This window comes from Streptomyces sp. JHA26 (genome assembly GCF_002005565.1).
Classification (GTDB): domain Bacteria; phylum Actinomycetota; class Actinomycetes; order Streptomycetales; family Streptomycetaceae; genus Streptomyces.
Genome location: NZ_BDJC01000023.1, coordinates 81,967 through 100,142, shown reverse-complemented (window position 1 = coordinate 100,142; position 18,176 = coordinate 81,967). Strand labels below are relative to the sequence as shown.

The window sequence follows — 18,176 nt, the reverse complement described above, 5'->3', positions numbered from 1 at the left end:
CGCGACCACACCCGGCCGTTCACGCCGGGCGACACGTTCGACCACCCCTCCGGCCGGGGCGACGGGGTCGTCCCACCTGGACGGGCCGCGGGGCCGACGGCGAGGTCACCTGCTTCTTCGTGGCCCCGTCCGACGTCCTCGACCGGCCGGCCCGCGCGAGGCGATCACCGGACGTGCCCCGGTACCGCGCGTTACCGTCGGATCATGAGCATCCGCGCCGTGGTCTGGGACGTGGACGACACCCTCTTCGACTACACCACCGCCGACCGCGAGGGCATGCGCGCCCACCTGGCGGCCGAGGGCCTGCTCGCCGGGTACGGATCGGCCGATGAGGCCCTCGTGCGCTGGCGGGAGACCACCGAACGGCAGTGGGCCCGCTTCGCCGCCGGCGAGGTGGACTTCGTCACGCAGCGGCGCGACCGCGTCCGGGTCTTCCTGGGCCGCCCCGGGCTGACGGACGCCGAGGCCGACGACTGGTTCCAGCGCTACGTCGGCCACTACGAGGCCGCCTGGTCCCTCTTCCCGGACGTGATGCCCGTCCTCGACGCCCTCGCCGGCACCCACCGGCACGCCGTGCTGTCCAACTCCAGCGTGACCGTCCAGGACCGCAAGCTGCGGATCCTCGGTGTGCACGACCGCTTCGAGGCCGTCCTGTGCGCCGCCGAGCTGGGCGTCTCCAAACCCGAGCCCGGCGCCTTCCTGGCGGCCTGCGAGGCCCTGTCGCTGCCCCCGGGAGAGGTCGCCTACGTCGGCGACCACCCGGAGATCGACGGGCGCGGCGCCCACGAGGCCGGGCTCCTGTCGGTCTGGATCGACCGCGGCGGCGCCCGGGCGACCGTCGACCCGCCCGCCGGACCACGCCGTATCGCGTCCCTCTCCGAACTCCCCGCGCTCCTCGACGCCGCTACTCGTTTTGGAGCCCCGTCCACCTTCGGGTAATGTTCTTCCTGCGCCGCCGGGGAGCGGGCCGAAAGGGCCGGGAACCGGAAGCGCAACGCTAGAACAAGATCCCCCTTGGGGCTTGCGTTCCAGTGGCCTATGGTGTAATTGGCAGCACGACTGATTCTGGTTCAGTTAGTCTTGGTTCGAGTCCAGGTAGGCCAGCTCGCAGAGCTCATCTGCACCGCGGAGATCATCCGCAAAGCCCCCGTTGTGTAGCGGCCTAGCACGCTGCCCTCTCAAGGCAGTAGCGCCGGTTCGAATCCGGTCGGGGGTACAGATCCTTCCCGCGAGGACAGTCAGGGTAGCTCCCGCTGACCTCGACGCAGGATCGCTAGGGCCCCCGTTGTGTAGCGGCCTAGCACGCCGCCCTCTCAAGGCGGTAGCGCCGGTTCGAATCCGGTCGGGGGTACTGACTGGTCTAAACCATCATTGGTCTATGGTGTAATTGGCAGCACGACTGATTCTGGTTCAGTTAGTCTTGGTTCGAGTCCAGGTAGACCAGCTCGGACCTGCGGCGATGTAATATTCAACGCTTGCAGGGTCCACGCCCCCGTTGTGTAGCGGCCTAGCACGCCGCCCTCTCAAGGCGGTAGCGCCGGTTCGAATCCGGTCGGGGGTACGAGTCCCAAGGGGGCTCCCGCTGAGGCGGGAGCCCCCTTCGGCGTTCACTCGATGCCGTACCGCCGCGCCGACTCCTCCTCCTGCGCCAGCCGGTGCAGGGCCCGCAGCACCGGCTGGAAGAGCACCGCCGCCGCGACCGCCAGCTCGACCTTCTCCTTCTCCTCCGTGGCCCGGCTCTCCATGAAATCCAGGTCCCGCCGAGCCACCTCGTGCATCAACTCCCCGTACGGGGCCATCAGTTCCGCGTCCCAGGGATAGTCCAGCCGCCGCAGCGCCGCCACCGCCACCACCAGCGAACGGTGCACGGGGGAGAGGGGCGCCATCTCCCGGGCGGTCTCCCAGCCCAGCATCTCCAGCAGCCGGTCCACCTCGGCCCGCGCCGCGATCACGGCCGGATCCTCCTCGTCCGGCTCGGCGTCCTGCGGCAGCGCCCACAGGGCCGCCCCCAGCCGGATCGTGCGGCCCAGGGAGTCGTCGTCGACGTGCCCGAGCACCTCCCGCGCGGTCGCCACCGGCACCTTGCCCACCTGGATCAGCGCCCGCACCAGACGCAGCCTGCGCAGATGCCCCTCGTCGTACTCGGCCGTGGTCGCGTTGACCTGCCGGCCCGGCGGCAACAGGCCCTCGCGCAGGTAGTACTTGATCGTCGCGGTGGAGACCCCGCTGCGCTTGCTCAGATCGGCCAGTCGCATCCCTTGCGCCCTTCCTCGGGTACCGACACTATCCAAACATGCGGCGCCGGGCGGGTGCCGCTCACCGGCACGGAAGGCGTGAGGCCGGGGACGGGACTGCCGCGGCGTTGAGGCGGGCCCGTTCCCGGCCGAATGCCGGCGGGGTGCGGTCAACCGGTGCGGCGCAGGGCCTCGGAGAGGCGGCCGGCGGCGTCGATGACCGCCTGGGCGTGCATCCGGCCCGGGTGGCGGGTCAGACGCTCGATGGGACCGGAGACCGAGACGGCGGCCACCACGCGGTTGGAGGGGCCGCGCACCGGGGCGGAGACGGACGCGACGCCGGGCTCCCGCTCGCCGATCGACTGGGCCCAGCCCCGGCGGCGCACGCCGGACAGGGCGGTCGCCGTGAAACGGGCGCCCTGAAGGCCGCGGTGGAGGCGCTCGGGCTCCTCCCAGGCCATCAGGATCTGCGCCGAGGAGCCGGCCTTCATGGTGAGCGTGGAGCCGACCGGGACGGTGTCCCTGAGGCCCGACAGCCGCTCGGCCGCGGCCACGCAGATGCGCATGTCGCCCTGGCGGCGGTAGAGCTGGGCGCTCTCGCCCGTGACGTCGCGGAGGTGGGTGAGCACCGGGCCCGCCGTGGCGAGCAGCCGGTCCTCGCCGGCCGCCGCGGCCAGCTCGGCCAGGCGCGGGCCGAGGATGAAACGGCCCTGCATGTCGCGCGCCACCATACGGTGGTGTTCCAGCGCCACGGCCAGGCGGTGGGCCGTGGGTCGTGCCAGTCCGGTCGCCGCGACCAACCCCGCGAGGGTGGCCGGACCGGACTCCAGAGCGCTCAGGACGAGGGCCGCCTTGTCCAGAACGCCGACGCCGCTACTGTTGTCCATGCAACGATACTCCCGTCTCACTCTGTGAAACGCAAGTTCAATTTTCCGTGGAACCCGCCACTCTGGACGGCAGGAAGTCACAACGGCCCGTGACGCACGGGCCTGGTGGCGGTTGCCCGGAATCACAGGGGTGCGGGCACCGCTTCCCCAAGATCACTAGTTGGGTCGGCGCCTCGTCGCCGACCGAAGGGAAAGCGATGGGTAGGACACTCGCGGAGAAGGTCTGGGACGACCACGTCGTCCGGCGCGCCGAGGGCGAGCCCGACCTCCTCTTCATCGATCTGCACCTGCTGCACGAGGTGACCAGCCCGCAGGCCTTCGACGGCCTCCGCAAGAGCGGCCGTCCGGTGCGCAGGCTCGACCTGACCATCGCCACCGAGGACCACAACACCCCGACGCTCGACATCGACAAGCCCATCGCGGACCCGGTCTCCCGGGCCCAGCTGGAGACGCTGCGCAAGAACTGCGCGGACTTCGGCGTCCGGCTGCACCCGCTGGGCGACGTCGAGCAGGGCGTCGTGCACGTCGTCGGCCCCCAGCTGGGTCTGACCCAGCCCGGCACCACCGTGGTCTGCGGCGACTCGCACACCTCCACGCACGGTGCCTTCGGCGCGCTGGCGTTCGGCATCGGCACCTCCCAGGTCGAGCACGTGCTGGCCACCCAGACGCTGCCGATGGCCCGCCCGAAGACCATGGCGATCACCGTCAACGGTGAGCTGCCCGAGGGCGTCACCGCCAAGGACCTGATCCTCGCGATCATCGCGAAGATCGGTACCGGCGGCGGCCAGGGCTACATCCTGGAGTACCGGGGCGAGGCCATCGAGAAGCTCTCGATGGAGGCCCGGATGACCATCTGCAACATGTCGATCGAGGCCGGCGCCCGCGCGGGCATGATCGCCCCCGACGAGACCACCTTCGCCTACCTCAAGGGCCGCCCGCACGCCCCCGAGGGCGCGGACTGGGACGCGGCGGTCGCCTACTGGAAGACGCTGCGCACCGACGACGACGCGGAGTTCGACGCCGAGGTCGTCATCGAGGCCGCCGAGCTGTCGCCGTTCGTCACCTGGGGCACCAACCCGGGCCAGGGCGCGCCGCTTTCCGCCGCCGTCCCCGACCCGGCTTCGTACGAAGACGCCTCGGAGCGCCTCGCCGCCGAAAAGGCCCTGGAGTACATGGGGTTGGAGGCCGGTCAGCCGCTGCGCTCCATCAAGGTGGACACCGTCTTCGTAGGTTCCTGCACCAACGGCCGCATCGAGGACCTGCGCGCCGCCGCCGAGATCGTCAAGGACCGCAAAGTCGCCGACGGTGTACGGATGCTGGTCGTCCCCGGCTCCGCCCGGGTGGGCCTGCAGGCCGTCTCCGAGGGCCTGGACGTCGTCTTCAAGGAGGCCGGCGCCGAATGGCGGCACGCGGGCTGCTCGATGTGCCTGGGCATGAACCCGGACCAGCTCGCCCCCGGTGAGCGCTCCGCGTCCACCTCCAACCGCAACTTCGAGGGACGACAGGGCAAGGGCGGCCGCACCCACCTGGTGTCGCCGCAGGTCGCGGCCGCGACGGCCGTACTGGGCCACCTGGCCTCCCCGGCCGACCTGTCCGCCGCCGACGCCCCCACGCCCGCTGGAGTCTGAGAGTCATGGAAGCATTCACCACCCACACCGGCCGGGCCGTCCCGCTGCGCCGCAGCAACGTCGACACCGACCAGATCATCCCCGCCCACTGGCTCAAGAAGGTGACCCGGGACGGGTTCGAGGACGGGCTCTTCGAGGCCTGGCGCAAGGACCCGGAGTTCGTGCTCAACCGGCCCGAGCGGCAGGGCGCCACCGTGCTGGTCGCCGGCCCCGACTTCGGCACCGGCTCCTCCCGCGAGCACGCGGTCTGGGCACTGCAGAACTACGGCTTCAAGACCGTGATCTCCTCCCGCTTCGCCGACATCTTCCGCGGCAACTCGCTGAAGAACGGCCTGCTCACGGTGGTCATCGACCAGAAGATCGTGGACGCGCTGTGGGAGCTCACGGAGAAGGACCCCGAGGCGGAGATCACCGTCGACCTCGAGACCCGTGAGGTGCGCGCCGAGGGCATCACCGCCTCCTTCGAGCTGGACGAGAACTCCCGCTGGCGGCTGCTGAACGGGCTGGACGACATCTCGATCACCCTCCAGAACGAGGCGGACATCGCCGCCTACGAGGCGAAGCGCCCGTCGTTCAAGCCGCAGACGCTCCAGGTCTGACCCGCGGCCGATCCGGCTGCGCACACGGTCGAGTTTCGGCCACTCGGCGCTCTCCTCGTACCCCCGATCGGTCCGATCGGGGGTACGGCCGTGTCGGGGCCCGGACGGGACCCGGAGCCCTCGGCCGGATGGTCAACTTCCCACGTTACGGATGTGATTGGTGGGGTACACGCGTCGTGGAACCCCAGACTCCGCGTGAGCCCGGAAGGTCGTCCGGGACGGCAGTTGCCCCCTGCGCAGGCGACAACTCGCCCCAGATGGCACAATCTGTGCATGGACAACGACGGCCAACTCGAGCTCTATGCGGCGGTCGCGGTCCGGCTCAAGGAAGCGCACACAAGAGTGCGCGCACTGCAAGTCCCGGAGGGCGTACGGATGGCGCTGACCCGGAAGCTGCTGGTCATTACGGCCGCGGCCAAACACGATCTCGCCGGTGCGGCAAGGCGTCTGGACCGGTTCACCGCGGACCTCGACGAGGGGCGATTCCCCGAAGGGGAACGCTGAACAGGCCGAGATCACCGAGTCCGTTGCGGCACAAGGGTGATTAGCCCGTTTCGTGTTTGATTTGCGGTATATATCTGCCTAACGTGCGAAAAGGCTTGAACAGATTCGTTCTGGCGATGTCTCCGAAGGGGAAGACGTGAACAAGGCGCAGCTCGTAGAAGCGATTGCCGACAAGCTGGGCGGCAGGCAGCAGGCTGCCGACGCTGTCGACGCGGTCCTGGACGCCCTCGTCCGTGCGGTGGTCGCTGGGGACCGGGTCTCGGTCACCGGCTTCGGTTCCTTCGAGAAGGTCGACCGTCCGGCCCGTTACGCCCGCAACCCCCAGACGGGCGAGCGGGTTCGGGTCAAGAAGACCTCGGTGCCGCGTTTCCGCGCGGGACAGGGCTTCAAGGACCTGGTGAGCGGCTCGAAGAAGCTCCCGAAGAACGACATCGCGGTCAAGAAGGCCCCCAAGGGCAGCCTGTCCGGCCCGTCGCCCACCATCGCCAAGGCCGCGGGCAAGAAGGCCGCCGCCAAGAAGGCGACCGGAGCGGCGAAGAAGACCACGGGCGCGGCGAAGAAGACCACCGCGGCGGCGAAGAAGACCACCGCCAAGAAGACCGCCGGCGCGGCGACGGCGAAGAAGGCCCCGGCCAAGAAGTCCGCCGCCAAGAGCACCACGGCCGCCGCGAAGAAGACGACGGCCAAGAAGGCGCCCGCGAAGAAGGCCACGGCCACGAAGGCCCCGGCCAAGAAGTCGACCGCCCGCAAGACCACCGCCAAGAAGGCCACCGCCCGCAAGAAGTGACGGGCGACGGGGCCGAGGGGCACCCACGCGCCGGGCCGGACTCCCCAGGGAGTCCGGCCCGCGGCGTGTCCGGGGCCGTGCGACGCCCGGCGGATCAGAACGTCTGGAGCGTCACCAGCGTGATCCGGCGGTCCGCACCCGTTCCCTCGGTCTCGACGCGCACCCGCTGCCCGGGCCGCAGCAGCCTCAGGCCCCCCGCGTCGAACGCCGCGGCGTCGAAGGGCACCGGAGTGCCGTCGTCGAGCAGTACCTGCCCGCTGCGGCTGTCGGGGTCGTACGTGTATGCGGTCGCCTGCATGCCCGCAGCCTACTGCCCGGGAATCAGCAACCGCGCCGCCACCGCGGCCGTATGCGGTCCCACCCCCAGCGCCAGCGCGGTCCGCAGGTCACCGCCGGTGTCGACGTCCTGCCGTACGGAATCCACCGCGTCGAGGCACAGTTCCACCGCGCCCGACGCATGGTGGCGGGCCCGGGAATCCGGGCCGAATGCGGGGGACAATTCGCGGCCCGGCGCGGCGGCCAGCAAGGTCGTGCCGATTCCCGCGGCGTCCGGGAGAAAGGCGCGCCGGAATTGCGCGGCCGCCCCCAGTACCCGCGTCAATTCCCTCGGTCGCAAAGCGGGAAGATCGGCGTTCAGGGCGGCCACCGGACTTTCGGGCCGGGCCGCCCGCACGGCCGCCGCCCCGTGCGCCAGAGCGGCGTTCAGACCACCGCCCGGCTCGTCCGGAACGACCCGGGCGCCCAGGTTCGCCAGCTCCCGGCCCGCCCGGACGTCGTCCGTGACGACTGCCACATCCGTCACCGCCGGGCAGGCCAGCGCGGCCGCCACGGTGTCCTGCGCGAACGCCAGCGCCAGACCCGGCCGCACCCCGTCGTCCGCGGTGTCGGCCAGTCTGCTCTTGGCCCGGGCGAGGGTCTTCACGGGCACGACCAAGGTCCACTGCACGAGCGTTCCGTCCTTCTCTCGTCGCCGCCATTGTCACCTGGGGGATCTGGCGGTCCACTCGCCGGGGCGTACGGTGTTCTCGACAGACGGGCGGCCCGGGGCGACACTTGTCCGGCCCCAGGCCCTGGAGGAAAGGTGTCCGCGTGCCCCGCCGCAGAATCGGCTTCTGGTACCGCTTCGCCGCGGTGATCTGCAAACCGCCGCTGGTGGTTCTGATCAAGCGGGACTGGCGGGGAATGGAGAACATGCCGGCCGACGGTGGATTCATCACCGCCGTGAACCACAATTCCCACATCGACCCCTTCGCGTACGCCCACTACCAGTACAACACCGGGCGCGTGCCGCGATTCCTCGCGAAGAGCGGCCTTTTCAAGAAGGGATTCGTCGGCGCCGCGATGCGTGGCACCGGGCAGATCCCCGTCTACCGCGAGAGCACGGACGCGCTCAGCGCCTTCCGGGCCGCGATCGACGCCGTGGAGCGTGGCGAGTGCGTCGCCTTCTACCCCGAGGGCACCCTCACCCGCGACCCCGACGGCTGGCCGATGACCGCCAAGACCGGTGCCGCGCGCGTCGCCCTGCAGACCAAGTGCCCGGTGATCCCGGTCGCCCAGTGGGGCTGCAACGAACTGCTGCCCCCGTACGCCAAGAAGCCCAACCTGCTGCCGCGCAAGACCCACCGCGTCCTGGCGGGACCCCCGGTCGACCTGTCGCGCTTCTACGACAAGGAGATGACCGCCGACCTGCTGAAGGAGGCCACGGAGGTCATCATGGCCGCCGTCACCCGCCAGCTGGAGGAGATCCGCGGCGAGAAGGCGCCCGAGACCCCGTACGACCCCCGCCGCGAACGGATCGAGCAGCGCCGCCGGACACAGGCGCAGGCACGGGCGGCACGGACGCAGACGCCGCAGGGGAAGCAGGCGGAAGGGCAGGGAACGTGAGCAAGCCCGTCAAGGCGGCCGTCTTCGGCACCGGGTCGTGGGGCACCGCCTTCGGCGCGGTCCTCGCCGACGCCGGATGCGACGTGACCCTGTGGGGGCGCCGCGCCGGACTCGCCGACGCCGTCAACTCCACCCGGACCAACCCGGACTACCTGCCCGGCATCGAACTCCCCGAGAACCTGCGGGCCACCACCGACGCCGCCGAGGCCGCCCGGGACGCCGACTTCACCGTCCTCGCGGTCCCCTCGCAGACCCTGCGCGCCAACCTGGCCGACTGGACGCCCCTGCTGGCACCGGACACCGTCCTGGTGTCGCTGATGAAGGGCGTCGAACTCGGCTCCGCGATGCGGATGAGCGAGGTCATCGAGGACGTCGCCGAGGTCGGCGCCGAGCGCATCGCCGTGGTCACCGGCCCCAACCTGGCCCGGGAGATCGCCGCCCGCATGCCGGCCGCCGCCGTGGTCGCCTGCCCGGACGAGGCCGTCGCCCGGCGCCTGCAGACCGCCTGCCACACCCCGTACTTCCGCCCCTACACCAACACCGACGTCGTCGGCTGCGAGCTCGGCGGCGCCGTGAAGAACGTCATCGGGCTGGCCGTCGGCATCGCGGACGGCATGGGCCTCGGCGACAACGCCAAGGGATCGCTCATCACGCGCGGCCTCGCCGAGACCACACGGCTCGGCATGGCCCTCGGCGCCGACCCGCTGACCTTCTCCGGACTCGCCGGCCTCGGCGACCTGGTGGCGACCTGCTCCTCGCCGCTGTCCCGCAACCACACCTTCGGCACCAACCTCGGCAAGGGCATGACCCTGGAGGAGACCGTCGCGGTGACCAGGCAGACCGCCGAGGGCGTCAAGTCCTGCGAGTCGGTGCTGGACCTGGCGCGCAGGCACGGCGTCGACATGCCGATCACCGAGACGGTCGTCGGCATCGTGCACGAGGGCAAGGCTCCGTCGGTCGCGCTCAAGGAGCTGATGTCGCGCAGCGCGAAGCCCGAGCGACGCTGAGCGACGCCGGACCGGCACCCGGGTGCCGCCCGCGCCACGCGGCCCCGCCGACGCTGTCTCGCGGCACCGCGGGCGGGTACTCTCGACGCGATATGAGCACCGAGAACCTCCCCCAGAGCCCCGAGCAGCCGCCTCGCAGACCGCGTGTGGCCGTCGTGTTCGGCGGGCGCAGCTCCGAACACGGGATCTCCGTGGTCACCGCCGGCGCCGTCCTCGCGGCCATCGACCGGACGAAGTACGACGTCCTGCCGATCGGCATCACCCAGGACGGGCGCTGGGCGCTCACCGCCGACGAGCCGGAGCGCATGGCGATCACCGAGCGGCGCACCCCGAGCGTCGACCAGCTCGCCGAGTCGGCCGAGGGCACCGTGGTGCTCCCCGTCGACCCCGCCAGCCGCGAGGTCGTCTACAGCGAACCCGGCTCCGTGCCCAAGGCGCTGGGCGAGGTCGACGTCGTCTTCCCCGTGCTGCACGGCCCCTACGGCGAGGACGGCACCCTGCAGGGTCTGCTGGAGCTGTCCGGCGTGCCGTACGTCGGTTCGGGCGTGCTCGCCTCGGCCGTCGGCCAGGACAAGGAGTACATGAAGGCGGTGTTCACCTCCTACGGGCTGAAGGTCGGCCCGTACGTGGTGATCCGGCCGCGCGAGTGGGAGCAGGACCGTTCCGGCGCCCGCGGGAGGATCGTGGACTTCGCCGGCGAGCACGGCTGGCCGCTGTTCGTGAAGCCCGCCCGCGCGGGTTCCTCCATCGGCATCACCAAGGTCGACGACCTCGCGGGGCTCGACGAGGCGATCGAGGAGGCCCGCCGCCACGACCCGAAGATCCTGGTCGAGGCGGCCCTGCGCGGCCGGGAGATCGAGTGCGGGGTGCTGGAGTTCGAGGACGGCCCCCGGGCCTCCGTCCCCGCCGAGATCCCGCCGCCCTCGGCCCACGCGTACTACGACTTCGAGGCCAAGTACATCGACTCCACGCCCGGTGTCGTGCCCGCCCCGCTGACGCCCGAGGAGACCGCCGAGGTCCAGCGGCTGGCCGTCGGGGCGTTCGACGCGGCCTCCTGCGAAGGACTGGTGCGCGCGGACTTCTTCCTCACCGAGGACGGCGAGTTCGTGATCAACGAGATCAACACGATGCCCGGCTTCACGCCGATCTCGATGTACCCCAAGATGTGGGAGGCCACCGGCATCGACTACGCGGAGCTGGTGGACCGGCTGGTCCAGGCGGCGCTGCGGCGCCCCACGGGCCTGCGCTGACCCACGACGGATCCCGCCGTCCCAGACGTCTCAGAAGGCGATCCCCTCGGGGATCGCCTTCTTCACGGCGGGGGCGAGGTCGACCAACGGCGCCATCCCGTCCCCGGCGCGCTCCTCGGGGATCGTCACCTCGACGTACGCCTCGCGCAGCGTCGTGGTGAACCGGAACGCCCCGTTCTTCTGTTTCTGCAGCTGCCAGCCCACACCGTCGACCTCGACGCCGTCGGCCTCCGGATCGTTCATCTCCGCGGGCCGCTCCACCCCGCAACGCAGTATGATCAGCGGGTTTCCCCAGCCCGCCGTCAGCGCGGAGGCGGGCTCGGGATCCTCACGGTTCAGGCCGTCCACCGTCGACGGCAGCGCCTCGTCCAGGTTCTGGCACAGCTCGGTGACCTTCGCGTCCGGGCTGGGAACCGCCGCCGACACGCTGTCGTCTGCCGAGGAGCAGCCTGCGGCGGCGATCAACAACGCGAGAGCGGGCAGGCGGAGGAGCCGGTGACGGTAGGAGTTCACCGGCCCAGCGTAGACGGGGGCTAGAGATGAACGACCGGGCAGGTCAGGGTGCGGGTGATGCCGTCCACTTGCTGGACCTTGGCAACCACCATGCGGCCCAGCTCGTCGACGGTGTCGGACTGGGCGCGGACAATGACGTCGTAGGGTCCCGTCACGTCCTCGGCCTGGATCACTCCAGGGATCTTGCTGATCGTCTCGGCGACGGCCGACGCCTTGCCGACCTCCGTCTGGATCAGGATGTACGCCTGTACCACGGAACCTCCACAGCGGCCACGAGGATCATGTGGGGAAAAGGAACGCCACGGTATCGCGTCGTCGCTCCCCGCGGGGAGACCCGCGGGGTGCCGGGCCCGCGCGCCGGGGTGTTGTGATGGGACGGGCCGACGAACACGCCGACCGTGACAACGGCCATGTCGACCGTAACCAGGACAGAGATGACGCGCGACCGGGCACGGACAGGGACAGAAGGGGCGTAAGGCAATGAAGGGCACTGTTGGTGAGCTCGGGGAGTTCGGGCTCATCAGGGAGCTCACCTCCCGGCTCACCTCCACCCCGGCGGTCCGGGTCGGTCCCGGCGACGACGCCGCGGTGGTCGCCGCGCCCGACCGCCGGGTCGTGGCCAGCACCGACATCCTCGTCGAGGGGCGGCACTTCCGGCGCGACTGGTCGACCGCGTACGACGTGGGCCGCAAGGCCGCGGCGCAGAACCTCGCCGACATCGCCGCGATGGGCGCCGTGCCGACCGCGCTGCTGCTCGGCCTGGTCGTGCCCGCCGAACTCCCGGTGACCTGGCCGACCGAGCTGATGGACGGACTGCGCGACGAGTGCCAGGTCGCGGGCGCCTCCGTGGTCGGCGGCGACGTGGTGCGCGGCGACACCATCACCGTGTCCATCACCGCCCTCGGCGACCTGCGCAACCAGGAGCCCGTCACCCGGGGCGGCGCCCAGCCCGGCGACCTCGTCGCGGTGACCGGCTGGCTCGGCTGGTCCGCGGCCGGTTTCGCCGTGCTCTCCCGCGGCTTCCGCTCGCCGCGCGCCTTCGTCGAGGCCCACCGCCGCCCCGAGCCGCCGTACCACGCGGGCCCGGCCGCCGCGGGGCTCGGCGCCACCGCGATGTGCGACGTGAGCGACGGACTGATCGCGGACCTCGGCCACATCGCCGAGGCCAGCAAGGTCAGGATCGACATCCGCTCGGGGCAGATCGACATCCCGTCCCAGATGAACGACATCGGTCAGGCCGTCGGCGTGGACCCGATGCAGTGGGTGCTCACCGGCGGAGAGGACCACGCGATCGTGGCGACCTTCCCGCCCGACGTGAAGCTGCCCGCCCGCTGGAAGGTCATCGGCGAGGTCCTCAACCCCTCGGCACTGCCCCAGGTGACCGTCGACGGGGCGCCCTGGACCAGCAAGGGCGGCTGGGACCACTTCGGCGGGGAGGCCGAGGCGTGAGGCCGCCCCTGGTCCTCACCGTGGCCGGGTCCGACTCCGGCGGCGGCGCCGGCGTCCAGGCCGACCTGAAGACGATGCTCGCCCTCGGCACGCACGGCATGAGCGTGCTCACCGCCGTCACCGCGCAGAACTCCCTCGGCGTGCAGGGCGCCTGGGAGCTGCCCGTGGAGGCGGTCCGGGCCCAGTACCGCAGCGTCGTCGACGACATCGGCGTGCAGGCGGTCAAGACCGGGATGCTCTCCTCCGCCGAACTCGTCGAGACGGTCGCCGAATTGATCGGCTCCACCGACGCCCCGGCCGTCGTCGACCCGGTCGGCGTCTCCAAGCACGGCGACGCGCTGCTCGCCGCCTCCGCCCTGGACTCCGTACGCACCAAGCTGCTGCCGGTGGCCACCGTCGCCACGCCCAACCTCGACGAGGTCGCGCAACTCACCGGCGTGCGCGTCGAGTCCGAGGCCGACCTGCGCCGGGCCGCCGCCGCCGTGCTGGAGTTCGGCCCGCGGTGGGTGCTGATCAAGGGAGGGCACCTGTCGGGCGACGCCGTGGACCTGCTCACGGACGGCTCCGAGGAGCACTGGCTGCGCGCCCCGCGCCTGGACAACCGGCACACGCACGGCACGGGCTGCACCCTCGCGTCGGCCGTCGCCTGCGGCCTGGCGAAGGGGCAGACGGTGCCCCGGGCCGTGACGGCCGCCAAGGAGTACGTCACCGGCGCGATCGCGGCCGGATTCGCGCTCGGCGGCGGCATCGGTCCCGTGGACCACGGCTGGGAGCTGCGGCGGGACACGCTCTCGGCGTGACACCGGGGGGCGTCCCTCCGCGCCGGCCGCCGGAAGAGGGCGGTCGGCGCGCGGGAAGCGAGCGGGAGACGCCGGTGCTCCCCGAAGAATCCGGGCACGGCAGGATCCGGGCACGGCAAAAAGCCGGCCCACCGAAGTGGACCGGCTCAGTGCAGCGGACCGGACAGTGGCCGCGCGCTCAGCTGACGCGTCAGCGCGAGACCTTGCCGGCCTTGATGCACGAGGTGCAAGCGTTCACGCGCTTCGGCGTCCCGCCCACCACGGTACGCACACGCTGGATGTTCGGGTTCCAGCGGCGGGACGTACGGCGGTGCGAGTGCGAGATGTTGTTGCCGAAGCCCGGCCCCTTGCCGCAGACGTCGCAGTTGGCAGCCACGGGTCACTCCAAAGACTTCAGATGCACTTACGGTTGATCCCGGCATGCCGGGACAGGATCTCGAGCGCGAACGGTCCGTGATCTGAGTGGCGGTGCCAGGGGGAGAGCCCGATCGGATCGGGCAACCGGAGCAGCATACAACGGCTGCTCCCGTACAACGAAACTACCACGGCGGTTCAGCGGTCCGCCCCCGGCCCTCTTCCGGCGGGCACCCACCCGGGGTCTACGCTGCCTGCCACGTCCAGCAGCTCAGGGAGGCGCAGGTGCCGCAGGTGCCGCAGAGGTTCTTCGACGCTCTGGCGGTGCGCACCTGGTGCGGCCTGTCGCTGCGCGCACTCGGGCGGGCGCGCGAGGAGATCGACGCCATCAACGTCTACCCAGTCGCGGACGGGGACACCGGGACCAACCTCTACCTGACCGTCGAGTCCGCCGCCGCCGCCGTGGAGGCGGTGTTCGCGGCCCACGAGGTCGGCCGGGCACCGGCCGGACCGGACACGGACACGGACCCGGGAGACCCGGACACGGACCCGGCCGGGGCGGCCGACGGCCCCACGCTGGCCGACGCCGTCGGCGCCATGGCGCACGGGGCGCTGATCGGCGCCCGGGGCAACTCCGGGACCATCCTGGCCCAGCTGTTGCGCGGCCTGGCCCACGTGCTCACCGCCCCGGGTGAGTCCGCTCACACCGACGGCCCGGGCCTGCGGCTGGCCCTGCGGCACGCGGCCGACTCCGCCCGGCAGGCCGTGGCCCATCCGGTCGAGGGAACCGTCCTCACGGTCGCCTCGGCCGCCGCCGACGCGGCCGGGAGGGCCGAGGGCGACTGCGCCGCCGTGGCCCACGCCGCCTACGAGGGCGCCCGCGCGGCCCTCGCCGCCACCCCCGGACAGCTGCCGGTCCTGGAACGCGCCGGAGTGGTCGACGCCGGGGGGCACGGCCTGGTGACCGTGCTCGCCGCCCTGGTCGAGACCTTCACCGGGCGGACGCCGGCGGCGGGAGCGGCGACGGCGGTGCCGCCCGCGCGCGTGGACCACGCCGGCCGGGAGACCACCGGGGAGTGCCCCGCGACGGACGGCCCCGCCTTCGAGGTGACCTACCTCCTGGAGGCCGGGGACACCGCCGTGACGCGGCTGCGGCAGCGGCTCGACGCCCTCGGGGACTCGCTCGTCGTGGTCGGCGGCGACGGGCTGTGGAACGTCCACGTGCACGTCGACGACGCCGGCGCCGCCGTGGAGGCGGGCATCGAGGCCGGACGGCCGTACCGGATCCGGATCACCCACTTCGGACACGGCGACGTGCACACCACCGGCGCCGAGCGCCCGCCGAGGGAACGGGCCCAGCGCGCCGTCGTCGCCGTCGTGCCCGGCGAGGGACTGGCCGGGCTGTACACCGAGGCCGGCGCCACCGCGGTGCTCGCGCGCGCCGGGGAGCCGCCCGCGAGCGGGGAGCTCGTCCAGGCCCTGCGGCGGGCGCACGCGCGCGAGGTCGTGCTGCTGCCCAACGACGCCGAGCTGCGCCACACCGCCGCCGCGGCGGCCGAGCAGGTCCGCACCGAGGGCGTCCGCGTCGCCCTGATCCCGACCCGCTCCGCGGTCCAGGGCATCGCCGCGCTCGCCGTGCACGAACCCGAGCGGCGCTTCGACGAGGACGTCGTGGCGATGACCTCGGCGGCCGGCGCCACCCGCTACGCCGAGGTCACCGTCGCCGAGCACCGCTCCTGGACGACGGCCGGCATCTGCCAGGCCGGCGACGTCCTCGGCCTCATCGACGGTGACGTGGCCGTGATCGGCGCGGACGTCACGACCGTGGCCGGGACGGTGCTGGACCGCATGCTCGCGGCGGGCGGCGAACTGGTCACGCTGGTACTCGGCGACGACGCCCCGGAGCCCCTCGCGGACACCCTGGAGGCACGGGTCCGCGGGGCCTACCTCGCCGTCGACACGGTCGTCTACCGAGGCGGCCGGCAAGGGGCGCTGCTCCTGATCGGCGTGGAGTAGCGCGCCCCTTCCCGGCGGGGCGGGCGGCGTTGTCAGTGGCGTGGTGTGCAATGGACCCCGTGCCCGCACTGCAAGAACCCCTCAAGAAGGTGCTCGGCCCCGCCACCGCGAAGGTGATGGCCGAGCATCTCGGCCTGCACACCGTCGGCGACCTCCTCCACCACTACCCCCGCAGATACGAGGAGCGCGGCCAGCTCACCCACCTCGCCGACCTCCCCATGGACGAACACGTCACGGTGGTCGCCCAGGTCGCGGACGCCCGCCTGCACACCTTCGCCTCGTCCAAGGCCCCGCGCGGCAAGGGACAGCGCCTCGAGGTGACCATCACGGACGGCAGCGGCCGTCTCCAGCTGGTCTTCTTCGGCAACGGCGTCCACAAGCCCCACAAGGAGCTCCTGCCGGGCACGCGGGCGATGTTCGCGGGCAAGGTCTCCGTCTTCAACCGCCGCCTCCAACTGGCCCACCCGGCGTACGAGTTGCTGCGCGGCGGCACCGAGGACGGGGACGAGCCCGTCGAGTCCTGGGCGGGCGCCCTGATCCCCCTCTACCCGGCCACCGCCAAGCTGGAGTCCTGGAAGATCGGCAAGGCGGTCCAGACGATCCTGCCCAGCGCCCAGGAGGCCGTCGACCCCCTGCCCGACTCGCTGCGCGAGGGCCGCGGCCTGGTCTCCCTGCCCGAGGCCCTCCTGAAGATCCACCGCCCGCACACCAAGGCGGACATCGAGGACGCCCGCGCCCGCCTGAAGTGGGACGAGGCCTTCGTCCTCCAGGTCGCCCTGGCCCGCCGCCGCCACGCCGAGACCCAACTCCCCGCGGTCCCCAGGAAACCGAGCCCCGACGGCCTGCTGACGGCCTTCGACGACCGCCTCCCCTTCACCCTCACCGACGGCCAGCGGAAGGTGTCCCGCGAGATCTTCGACGACCTCGCCACCGACCACCCGATGCACCGGCTGCTCCAGGGAGAGGTCGGATCGGGCAAGACCCTGGTCGCCCTGCGCGCCATGCTCGCCGTCGTCGACTCCGGCGGGCAGGCCGTGATGCTGGCGCCCACCGAGGTGCTCGCCCAGCAGCACCACCGGTCGGTCGTCGAGATGATGGGCGAGCTGGCCGAGGGAGGCATGCTGGGCGGTGCCGAGCACGCCACCAAGGTGGTGCTGCTCACCGGTTCGATGGGCGCCGCCGCCCGCCGCCGGGCCCTGCTCGACCTGGCCACCGGCGAGGCCGGCATCGTCATCGGCACGCACGCGCTGATCGAGGACAAGGTGCAGTTCCACGACCTCGGCCTGGTCGTCGTCGACGAACAGCACCGCTTCGGCGTCGAGCAGCGCGACGCCCTGCGCGGCAAGGGCAAACAGCCCCCGCACCTGCTCGTCATGACCGCCACGCCCATCCCGCGCACCGTCGCCATGACCGTCTTCGGCGACCTGGAGACCTCCGTCCTGGACCAGCTCCCGGCCGGCCGCTCCCCGATCGCCAGCCACGTCGTCCCGGCCGCCGACAAACCGCATTTCCTGGCGCGCGCCTGGGAACGGGTCCGCGAGGAGGTGTCCAACGGCCATCAGGCGTACGTCGTCTGCCCGCGCATCGGCGACGAGGACGAGGCCCCCGGGAAGAAGGGCAGGCCACCCGCCGACGATGCCGAGAAGCGGCCCCCGCTCGCCGTCCTCGACGTCGCCGAGCAGCTCGCGAAGGGCCCGCTCCAGGGCCTCGGGATCGAGGTGCTGCACGGCCGCATGCAGCCCGACGACAAGGACGCCGTCATGCGCCGCTTCGCCGCCGGGGAGACCGACGTCCTGGTCGCCACGACCGTCATCGAGGTGGGCGTCAACGTCCCCAACGCCACCGCGATGGTGATCATGGACGCCGACCGCTTCGGCGTCTCCCAGCTCCACCAGCTGCGCGGCCGCGTCGGCCGCGGCTCCGCACCCGGCCTGTGCCTGCTGGTCACCGAGATGCCCGAGGCGAGCGCGGCCCGGCAGCGGCTGGGCGCCGTCGCCGGCACCCTCGACGGCTTCGAGCTCTCCCGCATCGACCTCGAACAGCGGCGCGAGGGCGACGTCCTCGGCCAGGCCCAGTCCGGCGCCCGCACCTCCCTGCGCGTCCTCGCGGTCATCGAGGACGAGGAGATCATCGCCGAGGCGAGGCAGGAGGCGGCGGCGGTGGTCGCCGCCGACCCGGAACTGACGAGCCTCCCCGGCCTGCGGACGGCCCTGGACGCCCTCCTGGACGAGGAGAGGGAGCAGTACCTGGAGAAGGGCTGACAG

At 72.0% G+C, this 18,176-nt stretch carries 19 protein-coding genes and 5 tRNA genes; 17 read left to right on the top strand and 7 right to left on the bottom strand.

Annotation, left to right across the window (positions count from 1 at the left end):
* Positions 1 to 204: 204 nt before the first annotated feature.
* The 6 genes from JHAT_RS16490 to JHAT_RS16465 all read left to right on the top strand — a co-directional run bounded on the left by JHAT_RS16490 (position 205) and on the right by JHAT_RS16465 (position 1,561).
* Positions 205 to 939 carry an HAD family hydrolase gene (locus JHAT_RS16490; protein ID WP_077798934.1) on the top strand — a complete coding sequence of 245 codons (735 nt, stop codon included), beginning with the start codon at positions 205 to 207 and terminating at the stop codon, positions 937 to 939.
* A gap of 93 nt (positions 940 to 1,032) precedes the next feature.
* Positions 1,033 to 1,104 (top strand) — tRNA-Gln (locus JHAT_RS16485).
* A 39-nt stretch (positions 1,105 to 1,143) separates the two neighbouring features.
* Positions 1,144 to 1,216: transfer RNA gene (locus tag JHAT_RS16480), tRNA-Glu, on the top strand.
* Between the two features lie 62 nt (positions 1,217 to 1,278).
* Positions 1,279 to 1,351: transfer RNA gene (locus tag JHAT_RS16475), tRNA-Glu, on the top strand.
* Between the two features lie 21 nt (positions 1,352 to 1,372).
* Positions 1,373 to 1,444, top strand: a tRNA-Gln gene (locus JHAT_RS16470).
* Between the two features lie 44 nt (positions 1,445 to 1,488).
* Positions 1,489 to 1,561, top strand: a tRNA-Glu gene (locus tag JHAT_RS16465).
* A gap of 46 nt (positions 1,562 to 1,607) precedes the next feature.
* Here JHAT_RS16465 and JHAT_RS16460 read toward each other — a convergent pair.
* Together JHAT_RS16460 and ndgR are read right to left on the bottom strand one after the other, a co-directional pair.
* Positions 1,608 to 2,255, bottom strand: a complete 648-nt coding sequence (locus JHAT_RS16460; RefSeq protein WP_077798933.1) for a MerR family transcriptional regulator — start codon at positions 2,253 to 2,255, stop codon at positions 1,608 to 1,610.
* A gap of 149 nt (positions 2,256 to 2,404) precedes the next feature.
* Positions 2,405 to 3,121: an IclR family transcriptional regulator NdgR gene (gene ndgR / locus JHAT_RS16455; RefSeq protein ID WP_010984119.1), complete on the bottom strand. Its 717-nt coding sequence runs from the start codon at positions 3,119 to 3,121 to the stop codon at positions 2,405 to 2,407.
* Between the two features lie 197 nt (positions 3,122 to 3,318).
* On the opposite strand from ndgR, the gene leuC reads away from it, so the two are divergent.
* From leuC to JHAT_RS16435, 4 genes are all read left to right on the top strand, one after another.
* Positions 3,319 to 4,749 (top strand): 3-isopropylmalate dehydratase large subunit, encoded by a 1,431-nt coding sequence (gene leuC, locus JHAT_RS16450; protein WP_077798932.1) that lies wholly within the window; start codon positions 3,319 to 3,321, stop codon positions 4,747 to 4,749.
* 5 nt (positions 4,750 to 4,754) lie between these two features.
* Positions 4,755 to 5,348, top strand: a complete 594-nt coding sequence (gene leuD, locus JHAT_RS16445; RefSeq protein WP_077798931.1) for a 3-isopropylmalate dehydratase small subunit — start codon at positions 4,755 to 4,757, stop codon at positions 5,346 to 5,348.
* Positions 5,349 to 5,621: 273 nt separating this feature from the next.
* Entirely contained in the window at positions 5,622 to 5,852 is a 231-nt protein-coding gene (locus JHAT_RS16440) for a hypothetical protein (RefSeq protein WP_077798930.1), read from the top strand.
* 136 nt (positions 5,853 to 5,988) lie between these two features.
* Positions 5,989 to 6,639, top strand: a complete 651-nt coding sequence (locus tag JHAT_RS16435) for an HU family DNA-binding protein (RefSeq protein WP_077798929.1) — start codon at positions 5,989 to 5,991, stop codon at positions 6,637 to 6,639.
* 94 nt (positions 6,640 to 6,733) lie between these two features.
* Here the strand turns inward: JHAT_RS16435 and JHAT_RS16430 are convergent, their stop codons facing one another.
* Positions 6,734 to 6,937, bottom strand: coding sequence for a hypothetical protein (locus JHAT_RS16430; RefSeq protein ID WP_077798928.1), 204 nt, complete (start codon positions 6,935 to 6,937; stop codon positions 6,734 to 6,736).
* Between the two features lie 9 nt (positions 6,938 to 6,946).
* On the bottom strand, positions 6,947 to 7,585 hold the full coding sequence (gene cofC, locus JHAT_RS16425; protein ID WP_077798927.1) for a 2-phospho-L-lactate guanylyltransferase: 639 nt from the start codon (positions 7,583 to 7,585) through the stop codon (positions 6,947 to 6,949).
* Positions 7,586 to 7,728: 143 nt separating this feature from the next.
* Here cofC and JHAT_RS16420 point away from each other — a divergent pair, with 143 nt between their 5' ends.
* The 3 genes from JHAT_RS16420 (at position 7,729) to JHAT_RS16410 (ending at position 10,780) form a co-directional block, all read left to right on the top strand.
* Positions 7,729 to 8,523, top strand: a complete 795-nt coding sequence (locus JHAT_RS16420) for a 1-acyl-sn-glycerol-3-phosphate acyltransferase (protein WP_077798926.1) — start codon at positions 7,729 to 7,731, stop codon at positions 8,521 to 8,523.
* Positions 8,520 to 9,530 carry an NAD(P)H-dependent glycerol-3-phosphate dehydrogenase gene (locus JHAT_RS16415; protein ID WP_077798925.1) on the top strand — a complete coding sequence of 337 codons (1,011 nt, stop codon included), beginning with the start codon at positions 8,520 to 8,522 and terminating at the stop codon, positions 9,528 to 9,530. Before JHAT_RS16420 ends, JHAT_RS16415 begins: the two co-directional genes overlap by 4 nt.
* Before the next feature lie 92 nt (positions 9,531 to 9,622).
* Positions 9,623 to 10,780: a D-alanine--D-alanine ligase family protein gene (locus JHAT_RS16410; RefSeq protein ID WP_077798924.1), complete on the top strand. Its 1,158-nt coding sequence runs from the start codon at positions 9,623 to 9,625 to the stop codon at positions 10,778 to 10,780.
* Between the two features lie 30 nt (positions 10,781 to 10,810).
* On the opposite strand, the gene JHAT_RS16405 is transcribed toward JHAT_RS16410, so the two are convergent.
* Positions 10,811 to 11,293 carry a DUF3515 domain-containing protein gene (locus JHAT_RS16405; RefSeq protein WP_077798923.1) on the bottom strand — a complete coding sequence of 161 codons (483 nt, stop codon included), beginning with the start codon at positions 11,291 to 11,293 and terminating at the stop codon, positions 10,811 to 10,813.
* Between the two features lie 20 nt (positions 11,294 to 11,313).
* Positions 11,314 to 11,547 (bottom strand): Lrp/AsnC family transcriptional regulator, encoded by a 234-nt coding sequence (locus JHAT_RS16400; RefSeq protein ID WP_077798922.1) that lies wholly within the window; start codon positions 11,545 to 11,547, stop codon positions 11,314 to 11,316.
* Between the two features lie 226 nt (positions 11,548 to 11,773).
* Between JHAT_RS16400 and JHAT_RS16395 the strand changes: the two genes are divergently transcribed.
* A complete protein-coding gene (locus JHAT_RS16395) occupies positions 11,774 to 12,742 on the top strand; it encodes a thiamine-phosphate kinase (protein ID WP_077798921.1) in 969 nt (322 codons plus the stop codon).
* Positions 12,739 to 13,542 carry a bifunctional hydroxymethylpyrimidine kinase/phosphomethylpyrimidine kinase gene (gene thiD, locus JHAT_RS16390; RefSeq protein WP_077798920.1) on the top strand — a complete coding sequence of 268 codons (804 nt, stop codon included), beginning with the start codon at positions 12,739 to 12,741 and terminating at the stop codon, positions 13,540 to 13,542. The genes JHAT_RS16395 and thiD overlap by 4 nt, the downstream gene beginning before the upstream one ends.
* A gap of 190 nt (positions 13,543 to 13,732) precedes the next feature.
* Here the strand turns inward: thiD and rpmB are convergent, their stop codons facing one another.
* The gene (rpmB, locus tag JHAT_RS16385; protein ID WP_003993230.1) at positions 13,733 to 13,918 is read right to left on the bottom strand and encodes a 50S ribosomal protein L28; all 186 of its coding nucleotides are present in this window, start codon (positions 13,916 to 13,918) and stop codon (positions 13,733 to 13,735) included.
* 263 nt (positions 13,919 to 14,181) lie between these two features.
* Here rpmB and JHAT_RS16380 point away from each other — a divergent pair, with 263 nt between their 5' ends.
* Together JHAT_RS16380 and recG are read left to right on the top strand one after the other, a co-directional pair.
* Positions 14,182 to 15,912 carry a DAK2 domain-containing protein gene (locus JHAT_RS16380; RefSeq protein ID WP_077798919.1) on the top strand — a complete coding sequence of 577 codons (1,731 nt, stop codon included), beginning with the start codon at positions 14,182 to 14,184 and terminating at the stop codon, positions 15,910 to 15,912.
* Between the two features lie 50 nt (positions 15,913 to 15,962).
* Entirely contained in the window at positions 15,963 to 18,173 is a 2,211-nt protein-coding gene (gene recG, locus JHAT_RS16375; protein ID WP_077798918.1) for an ATP-dependent DNA helicase RecG, read from the top strand.
* The last annotated feature ends 3 nt before the right edge of the window (positions 18,174 to 18,176 follow it).

Coding starts and splice junctions, on each gene's coding strand:
- JHAT_RS16490 (WP_077798934.1), top strand. CDS start 205: ATGAGCATCCGCGCCGTGGTCTGGGACGTGGACGACACCCTCTTCGAC.
- JHAT_RS16460 (WP_077798933.1), bottom strand. CDS start 2,255: ATGCGACTGGCCGATCTGAGCAAGCGCAGCGGGGTCTCCACCGCGACG.
- ndgR (WP_010984119.1), bottom strand. CDS start 3,121: ATGGACAACAGTAGCGGCGTCGGCGTTCTGGACAAGGCGGCCCTCGTC.
- leuC (WP_077798932.1), top strand. CDS start 3,319: ATGGGTAGGACACTCGCGGAGAAGGTCTGGGACGACCACGTCGTCCGG.
- leuD (WP_077798931.1), top strand. CDS start 4,755: ATGGAAGCATTCACCACCCACACCGGCCGGGCCGTCCCGCTGCGCCGC.
- JHAT_RS16440 (WP_077798930.1), top strand. CDS start 5,622: ATGGACAACGACGGCCAACTCGAGCTCTATGCGGCGGTCGCGGTCCGG.
- JHAT_RS16430 (WP_077798928.1), bottom strand. CDS start 6,937: ATGCAGGCGACCGCATACACGTACGACCCCGACAGCCGCAGCGGGCAG.
- JHAT_RS16410 (WP_077798924.1), top strand. CDS start 9,623: ATGAGCACCGAGAACCTCCCCCAGAGCCCCGAGCAGCCGCCTCGCAGA.
- JHAT_RS16395 (WP_077798921.1), top strand. CDS start 11,774: ATGAAGGGCACTGTTGGTGAGCTCGGGGAGTTCGGGCTCATCAGGGAG.
- recG (WP_077798918.1), top strand. CDS start 15,963: ATGGACCCCGTGCCCGCACTGCAAGAACCCCTCAAGAAGGTGCTCGGC.